The 8,418-nt window shown below is 31.3% G+C and carries 9 protein-coding genes; 3 read left to right on the forward strand and 6 right to left on the reverse strand.

The window, feature by feature from the left end; translation table 11 throughout:
- Together ACKVOD_RS06985 and ACKVOD_RS06990 are read left to right on the forward strand one after the other, a co-directional pair.
- Positions 1-186 (forward strand): T9SS type A sorting domain-containing protein (locus ACKVOD_RS06985; RefSeq protein ID WP_409208750.1); only part of this gene is annotated, 186 nt, incomplete at its 5' end.
- A 535-nt stretch (positions 187-721) separates the two neighbouring features.
- Positions 722-2,158, forward strand: coding sequence for an MFS transporter (locus ACKVOD_RS06990; RefSeq protein WP_409208751.1), 1,437 nt, complete (start codon positions 722-724; stop codon positions 2,156-2,158).
- Between the two features lie 1,078 nt (positions 2,159-3,236).
- Here ACKVOD_RS06990 and ACKVOD_RS06995 read toward each other — a convergent pair.
- The 6 genes from ACKVOD_RS06995 to ACKVOD_RS07020 all read right to left on the reverse strand — a co-directional run bounded on the left by ACKVOD_RS06995 (position 3,237) and on the right by ACKVOD_RS07020 (position 7,076).
- Positions 3,237-3,806: a hypothetical protein gene (locus tag ACKVOD_RS06995; protein ID WP_409208752.1), complete on the reverse strand. Its 570-nt coding sequence runs from the start codon at positions 3,804-3,806 to the stop codon at positions 3,237-3,239.
- Positions 3,807-3,998: 192 nt separating this feature from the next.
- Entirely contained in the window at positions 3,999-4,160 is a 162-nt protein-coding gene (locus tag ACKVOD_RS07000) for a hypothetical protein (RefSeq protein ID WP_409208753.1), read from the reverse strand.
- Positions 4,161-4,181: 21 nt separating this feature from the next.
- On the reverse strand, positions 4,182-4,850 hold the full coding sequence (locus ACKVOD_RS07005; protein ID WP_409208754.1) for a response regulator: 669 nt from the start codon (positions 4,848-4,850) through the stop codon (positions 4,182-4,184).
- A 10-nt stretch (positions 4,851-4,860) separates the two neighbouring features.
- The gene (locus ACKVOD_RS07010; protein ID WP_409208755.1) at positions 4,861-5,778 is read right to left on the reverse strand and encodes a sensor histidine kinase; all 918 of its coding nucleotides are present in this window, start codon (positions 5,776-5,778) and stop codon (positions 4,861-4,863) included.
- 7 nt (positions 5,779-5,785) lie between these two features.
- A complete protein-coding gene (locus ACKVOD_RS07015) occupies positions 5,786-6,784 on the reverse strand; it encodes a hypothetical protein (RefSeq protein WP_409208756.1) in 999 nt (332 codons plus the stop codon).
- Positions 6,785-6,875: 91 nt separating this feature from the next.
- Positions 6,876-7,076 (reverse strand): hypothetical protein, encoded by a 201-nt coding sequence (locus tag ACKVOD_RS07020; protein ID WP_409208757.1) that lies wholly within the window; start codon positions 7,074-7,076, stop codon positions 6,876-6,878.
- 313 nt (positions 7,077-7,389) lie between these two features.
- Between ACKVOD_RS07020 and ACKVOD_RS07025 the strand changes: the two genes are divergently transcribed.
- Positions 7,390-8,265: a hypothetical protein gene (locus ACKVOD_RS07025; RefSeq protein ID WP_409208758.1), complete on the forward strand. Its 876-nt coding sequence runs from the start codon at positions 7,390-7,392 to the stop codon at positions 8,263-8,265.
- Positions 8,266-8,418: the final 153 nt, after the last annotated feature.

The following is an 8,418-nucleotide window of genomic DNA, read 5'->3' on the forward strand; positions in this document are numbered from 1 at the left end:
TTCACCATTCAAGCTTCAAGAAAAGGAGCTACAGTAAAAGTGTATGATATGATGGGTCGTTTGATCGAAAACCGTCAAGCAACTTCTAATACAGTTCAAGTAGGTTCAAGATTAGCTGCCGGTGCTTACAATGTTATTGTGAAGCAAGGAGCAAATACTAAAACCCTTAAAGTGATTAAGAAATAAAATTTCATAGTTAGTTGTTTTTTTGTAAGAAAGGCTGTCCGAAAGGGCAGCCTTTTTTTATAAAGATTCTAGCCGTATATGTCAATCCTTTTTAAGAGCTGACTAAATAAACGGGTAGTAAATACCATTTAGAAATATAAAATAATGCCAAACTCATGTATTATAAAGTCCAAATTTCATTTAAAAAAAAATAACAATAAATTAGACGAATAAAAAAACATAATGCACTGCCATTATAAGCGTATTTAACTAAACCAAAAATAAAACCAATTAAACTTTTACACATCATTTTTCCTTTTGGAGTTCGAAAAGAGATTACCAAGTCTTTGATTTCAAAATAACGCATAGTCGTAATTTTTTTATGATTTTAAGCAATAAAATTTCATTGTTAATTAAAAATTAATTAATAATTAATATACTGCTTCTTTATTTACAGTTTTAAATAATAAATTTAATACTATGGACTTGTTTAACTTGCAAATTGTGGGAGCTAAAAAAAAGAAATTAATAAAATAACCATTAACCAATTTTAATTATGAAATCAGAAAATTCACAAACCAAATGGGGACAATTTATCCCTTTAGTAATCGTCTTCTTTTTTTGGGGATTTGTTGCCGCCAGTAATGACATTTTAATTCCTGTCTTTAAAAAAGCTTTTGATTTAACACAAGGTCAAAGTCAATTTGTATCCATCGCCTTTTATATTTCCTATACTGTAGGTTCTTTGATATACATGGGGATTTCTTTATTGATGAAACAAGATTTAGTAAACAAAATAGGGTATAAAAACGCATTGGCTTTAGGATTAGTAATCTCCGCCCTAGGAACTTTATTGTTTTATCCCGCAGCTAATTCGGGCTCTTATCCCTTAATGCTTGCCGGTTTATTTACTGTTGGTTTAGGATTTTCATTGCAACAAACGGTTGCCAATCCATTGGCAATTGCATTAGGCCCCATAAAAACAGGTGCACAACGATTGACTTTGGCAGGAGGAATCAATAATTTTGGAACTACCATTGGTCCCCTAATTGTGAGTTTCGCAATTTTTGGAGCTGCTGCAAACGGAAGTACGGACATGAGCATCGAAAGCGTTAAAATTCCTTATTTAATATTGGGATTGGCTTTTTTATTGGTAGCTGTTTTATTGAAATTTTCTTCATTACCTGAACATCCTGAAACAATAGAAGAATCCGCAGAGGAATCAGCATCTTCAAAAAGTTCGGCATTGCAATATCCTCAACTGCTCATGGGAATGATAGCTATTTTTCTTTATGTGGGTGTCGAGGTTTCCACCGCAAGTAATTTACCTGCTTATATGGAAAGTAAATTAGGGTTTTCCATTGGCGATATTGCTCCTTATATTTCCTTGTATTGGGCGAGTTTAATGATTGGTCGTTGGACTGGAGCGGTTGAAGCTTTTACCGATAATATGACTACACAGAAGGTACTTCGATTTATTGCTCCCTATTTAGCTTTCGGTGTTTTCTTGCTGGTTAATGCCATTGCAAAACACGACTTGACTCCTTTCTATGTTTATGGATTAATTATTTTAGTTTTAATTGCTGCCGATATTGCAAGTAAAGGAAATCCTGCTAGAATGTTGTTAATTTTTTCTGCATTAGGAATTGTGGCCTTGTTTACAGGAATGGCAACAAGCGGAATGATAAGTGTTTATGCTTTCACAAGTGTTGGCTTATTTTGTAGTACGCTATGGCCGTGTATTTTTACTTTAGCTGTAAGCGGTTTGGGAAAACATACTAGCCAAGGAAGTAGTTTTTTAATCATGATGATTATGGGTGGTGGAATCATAAGCTGGTTGCAAGGATTTGTTTCCGATAGCATTGGCATTCAAAGTAGCTACATTGTTGGGGTGGCCTGTTTCGCCTATTTGGCTTTTTATGCTTGGAAAGTAGCTAAGATTTTAAGGAATCAAGGGATTAGTTTTGATGAGAAAATCAGTGGTGGACACTAAACAATAGAGCTATAAATCCAACAAATTACACTTATAATTATAATCTTTTAAAAACAAAAATCGTAAGGAAATTCTAAGAAAATAAGTGGTTATCGCTTTATTAATTGGGGTCGTAATTTATGCAAACGCAATACCAAAAAGTAGTTCAAGAAGTTTTTGTAAAAAGCTACGCATTAGAAACTGCTAAAAAGTGAAATGAAGTAATTGAGATCATAAAAAGTTTTAGTAATTCCAAAAATTATCCAACACAATTAAGATTAGCTTGGTTCATTCACCCAAAAGATTTAAAAAAAAATAAACTTGCCTTAAAATAATTTAATTAAACGAATTTTTCCATGCTTTACACCGGGCTAATTAATTCTAAAAAAAAGAGTTGAAATATTATAATAACATAAAATTATTTTTTCAAAAAAATAGTAACCTTTGGGATGTTTTAGGGTTAAACAACGGAAAATATAGAATTGCATCAAGTGGATAAAAAAGAAAAAATATTATGTAAAAAAAAAGGGATAAGATTCCTTATATATCGTCAAGTGCATCTTATATAAATTATTCAAAAGCAAATACTTTATTTTTGATGTTTATTATTTATGTTATTTTGGTATAGTGTTATATAATATCCTCCGTTAGTAAAATTCTTTTAAGAAAATGAGGTACTGCTAAATATAGGGACTTGTAAAAATAAGGAAAGTATTGAAATGTAAAAAGCCCGTCTTTGAGGGGCTTTCCGCGGAGAAAGAGGTTCTCGAACCCTTGTATTTTTATCAGTGTTTTCAAGGCTTCCCAAATTTTGATTTACCATAGGGTAACCAATAGGGTAACTAGAATTTTTATACGTATCAATTGTACTAACGTAAATGAACAAAAAATAATTTAAATGGAAAAATTTTGGTTCAACTTTAACATATTTAATTAGTCTTGAGAATCCACGAGGGCGTTATTATTCTTGAAAAATTATCTAGTCTTAATTGGCGCTAATGTATGCCCAAACATTTTAAATACTTGATTCACTTTTTCCAATAATTCGGAGCAAATCTCGAAAGTTTTTATGGTTGTGTAAGTAGTCAAACATATTGTTTTATATAACGGGTTCTAATAGTTTTTTTGCTTTGATGCTACCATATTCCAAAAGTGACTTTTTTAGTTTTTTTGTATTCATTGTTTTTGCCTTACAACGAACTTTTAATACTAATTCATTCGAATCTTCAGCTAGTTGCTCTATGTTATTTAATAAATCAACTAATAAAAATTCGGGTGTTGCTTTGCTTGGAAAACGAGGTTTTACTCTAAACGAAAACATCCTGCCGCCAAGATCAAAATCCCCATGACGTTTATGATTGTATACTGTTTTACCATTATATAGTTGAGTAGTTCCTACACCCAACACATTATATTCATTAAAAGAAGTCACTAAAAAACGTTTGTCTTTGAGAAAAGAGCGTACTAATACCTCTTCTTCTGGAGGAGCTTCTCCAAAGACTGTTATTTTGGGGTAGTAGTATAAACCTTGAGATAACTTTTTTAGTATACCATATCTAACTAACTCTTCCAAGTGACGGTCAACAGATTTTGACCATTTGGATAAATCAGCTCTACGATATACTCTTCCTCGTTTTAAATGCTTTTTTAGTTCTTGTAGCTTATTCATAAGCGCAAAGGTAGTAACTAATATTTAATTGCATAATTTTTTATTGAAAATTCATGCAAATTATTTTAAATAAATAGCTCTAAACTAAATAGAAGCGTTACTTGGGTTTGTCGGCCAAGAAAATAAATTCTGAATTGAATAATTCAGTTGCTACCTTATTAACATACTTCGGGTGGGAATCCGAGAAAATAATTACTTTATTGTCAAGACTTTTTGGTTATTCACAAATTCAATAGCCCCTTCAAATACGGGAATAGTTGAAAGAATGATTTCATCCAAACTATCTTTCATTCTTTTGAATTGTGGATGGTCAGTATTTGTTAATGTTCCGCCAAGGTCAATTAGAATAATCATTTTCCATTTTTTATATCTCCATCAAATTAATCCCAAATCCTTGGTAATCGTGATGAGATGTGCATTATTATTTGCTCTAAAGAAAATCTTAAGTTTGTTGATGCGTTTTTCAATACTGCTGGAACCGCAAGGAACAATTTTATTATTCTTGAATTGATGAACAATTTCATCCTGAGTAAATCCTTTGGACAGCGCTTTTAGTAATTCAATGTCATAGTTTCCAATTTCAAGCATGGATTTGTCACCAATTTGATTTGCAATTGAAGGAGAAATGAAAACTGTGTCATTGGAGTAAATACTCTGAATTGCTTTTTTGAGTTCGGGAATACTGTTGCGCCCTTTTAGAACATAGCCATTAATTCCTTCATTTTCGATTAGATTTTTTAAGCGATGTGTTTTATCTTCTATAGAATAAACAAGAACTTTCAGGTTGGGCTGAGCGACTTTTACTGCGCGAATTAATTCTTCACCAGATTGTAATTTTTCATTGCGGTGATCATTTTTGAATGATAAATCAGAAATAAGCAAATCAAAGGGTTCAGCATCAATTTGTGCTTTTTTTATTTTTAAAAACGTTTCGTCACAGTATTTTGCATGTTGAACTTCTTGAATACCCAATTCCTGTAAGGTATGAATTACAGCAATATTAATTGAGTCTAAATCATCTGTTGTGATTACTTTTCGGAACATAGTAACTATTTTAAAGAGGAGTGGAGAAATTAACTTTGAATCCTTTCCCTGATGTATTGTCAAAATTAATACTTCCTTTAATCGATTCTATACGGCTTTCCACATTTTGAAGGCCGTTTTTTAATATTATTTCATTCTCAACTATTCCAACACCGTTATCGGAGTATTCTATATTGATATTTTGGTCTGTTTTTTTGAATGAAATGGCAACAAAGCTAGATTGGCTGTGTTTTTTCATATTGACTAGCAATTCTTGTAAAACGCGATAAATAATAATTTTTTTATTGTTTTCCATCATAAGAAAAGGGACTGATTCTATCCCATTAATCAAAACATTTACTTCCTTATTGCTGAAATCCGCAATCATTTCCTTTAGATGTAATTCATAGTTAACTCCCGTGTCTATACTACTATTTTCTTTTGATATATTTCGAGTACGTTTGTAAATTAACTCCAAATTGTTCAGAAGTATTTCTTTATTGTTTTCATCGACCAAATTTTGTGTTTCGGCAAAAGTCATGGTGTGATACACATCGTTTGCTAATTCGTCATGCAGTTGTTTCGAAATTCTTGTCTCGGTGTTATATCCTTCCTGGAGGATTTCTTTTTTGCTTTTTTGCTTTATATAATTTAATCTGTAAATAGTGCTTCCAATTCCTATCAGTCCAAGAATTAGTAATAGTAATATTTGATTATTTGAATTGGCTAATTTTAAATTTTTTTCAATTTGTTGTGTTTTTAATTTTTGATTTTGGTCCATTTGGACACTAAAATCATATTTTATTTTGGCAAATTGATTTTTATTTTTTTGTTTTTCGGATGAAAGACTATCATTTAATTTGAAATAAAATTTTAAATAGTCACTCGATTCTTTCCCATAACTTGTGGTAGCTAATAGTTTTAATGCGTCTAATCTTTCTTCAACCACATCCAATTTAGTAGCCTCTTCGTAACTTTTTAGAGCATATTTTTTTGCAAGGGGAATAGTGTTTTTTATTGGTTTTATAGTAGTTCGCCAAATGGGCGTAACAGGCTATTAAACCATAGGTGTCATTTTCGGCTTTCCTAATGTTTACTCCTTTCAAAAAATAGTCTAGGCTTTTGGAGTCATTCAGTTTTAGGTATGTCAAACCTATATTGTTTGAAATTAGGGAATTTATTTTCGCGTTTTTTTCTTTGCTTTTTAATTGGTCTAAGGGTAATAAAATGTCTAATGCTTTTTGAGGCTGATTGTTCAAAGTATAAACTGCAGCAATGTTATTTTCCAGAATCATTTTATCATAATCACTTTCTGCATATTGTCTGGATTTTTTGTAATACAGTAGCGATTTTTCGTAATCAAAGGTTTGTTTTAAAGCAACTCCTAGGTTATTATAAACGCAAGTGTAATTGTGTTTTAAGTTTTTATCAGTAGGACTAATGAATTTTAATGCCTCAGTATTAACGGCTTCCATATCATAATAATCGCTTTTTTCTTTTAAAATTCCTGACATCAACAGCAAGGAATACACTATATTACTACTGTCTTTACAGTTTTTAAATTGAATATTTGATTTATTGAAATAACTAAAAGCAGTCTTGTTTTGTTTTAAAGCAGAATAATATTCCCCAAGATTTAATAGGGAATGGGCAATATACAAGGTGTCTTTTTTAGCATTGGCCATTTTTTCGAATTCCTTTAAAACAGCAAAAGCACTATCTTGATAACAGGAGTTGTAAAACTCAGCCTTTTCATTAGAAGTCTTTAAAATAAGGGAGTCTATATTTGATTCTTTAGCCAAAGCTAGAGATTGATTAAGATATTCCAGCTTTTGCGTATTGGATAAACTATCTGACTCTGCTCGTTCTAAGCAATGATTTATTCTCGAAATCGCCAACAAATTTTCCGCGGATACGGCACTTTTCTTTTGATCACAGGACGTAATCCATATCAAAAAAAAGAGGAATAAAAAAAGGGAATAAAATCGGTTGTGTTTCATTCCCCTAAAATACTATTTTTTTACAATTGTAATACTTATGCTATTGTTATTTTGGTTTGGTTGGATTTATTACACCATCATCACCAGCAAAAATAGTTTTAACGATAGGAATACTATCTGTATTTTTTGTATTCAGTTCATAATTTTGTTTTTGAGCAGAGGTGTCATTATCAACGCTGTCGGTTGAACAGGATACTACAACTAAACCTATAGCTATCAATGTAGCTAAATTCAATTTATTTTTCATTTGGTTTGAATTAAATATTAGACATAGGCATGGCTGTTCGAGTTTTTAATTCGAATAATTTGTAAACCATGCCTTATTTTTTTTCGGGAAGTTTAATGTGCTAAACAGAACCGCTTGAAGTTTACTTCCCGGCTATTTCTGGATTCTGATAGCACATTAATTTAGAACTAGTTTTGTACATTTGCTTCTTATGCATATCAAAGCAGAAACTAATTCTGAGACAAAGAACTGTCGATACTATTGGAGTAGTAGTAATGAATTCCGTTAATTCCGATACTTCCGATGAATTCCGTTTAATATTTAAAACTGATTAATGAAAAATACTTTTGAAGGATTTGTAGCAGGGGTTAAACAACAATATGAGGTTTCTAAAAACGGAATTTATTCCAGTTTTTTATTGCATCCTTCACCAGCACAATTAAGAAATTTATGTTTGTTACTTTTAGAAAATGAATTGTCTAACATTGATGAAGAAATATTTAGGGTTTTCTTTCAAGTTCAAGAAGGAGCCATGCTCAGAAAAGCGATAGAAAATTTTGATATTGAAAAGTTTAGAGCCGTAGTTAACTTTTTAAAAGGAAAATCGGGGAAGACGAATCCAGTAAGTTTAAACTTAATATCCATTTTAGTGGATTACCAGCCAAGACCTTTCAATAAATATTTAAAAGTAAATGGCAATACTAATTTAGAAGTAATATCCGAAGAGAAGGAAGAAATCCAAGGCATTGAAACTTTTTTTTATGGATTATTAGGAACTACATCGCAAGTTGACAATCCTGTTAAGAGTATTTCATTAAGGGTAATGGGTAGGGTAGTAGTGCTGGTACTTTTGCTTCTTGGTTCTGTCTACATGATAAAAAAAGAATTTTTTCCAAAAAAAGAATGCATGCAATGGCATAAAGACCATTATGAAACGGTGGATTGTAGTGGGATAAAGCAAGGAATTCTTTCTCAAAACGATATAATGCCCATTAATGAAGGCATAATAAATCTTAAAAAAATTGAAGTAAATAAACAAACATTATTCTTTAAAAATGGCCAACCCTTGGTTTGGTACAGCAAAATTAAAGGTAAATTATATTATTTTAATTCTTATGGAATGAATCCTGAAACCGGAAAACCATTGAAGCCAATGACGGATTATATGATTAATAAGTATGTTATGAAACAAGAGATTACCTCAAACTAGATTCCAATGATTTTTTAATGTACCGAAAATTCTAGCCAAATAGGAATGTGGTCTGAAATCATTCGGGCATCTTTCAAGGAATTGAAATTTTTGTAAAAAGGAAGCACACCCGCGCGCAATGAAGTAATCTTCGGAAAATCTATCAATCAAATT

Origin of the sequence: Flavobacterium sp., from assembly GCF_046155325.1 — a bacterium.
Classification (GTDB): Bacteria; Bacteroidota; Bacteroidia; order Flavobacteriales; family Flavobacteriaceae; genus Flavobacterium.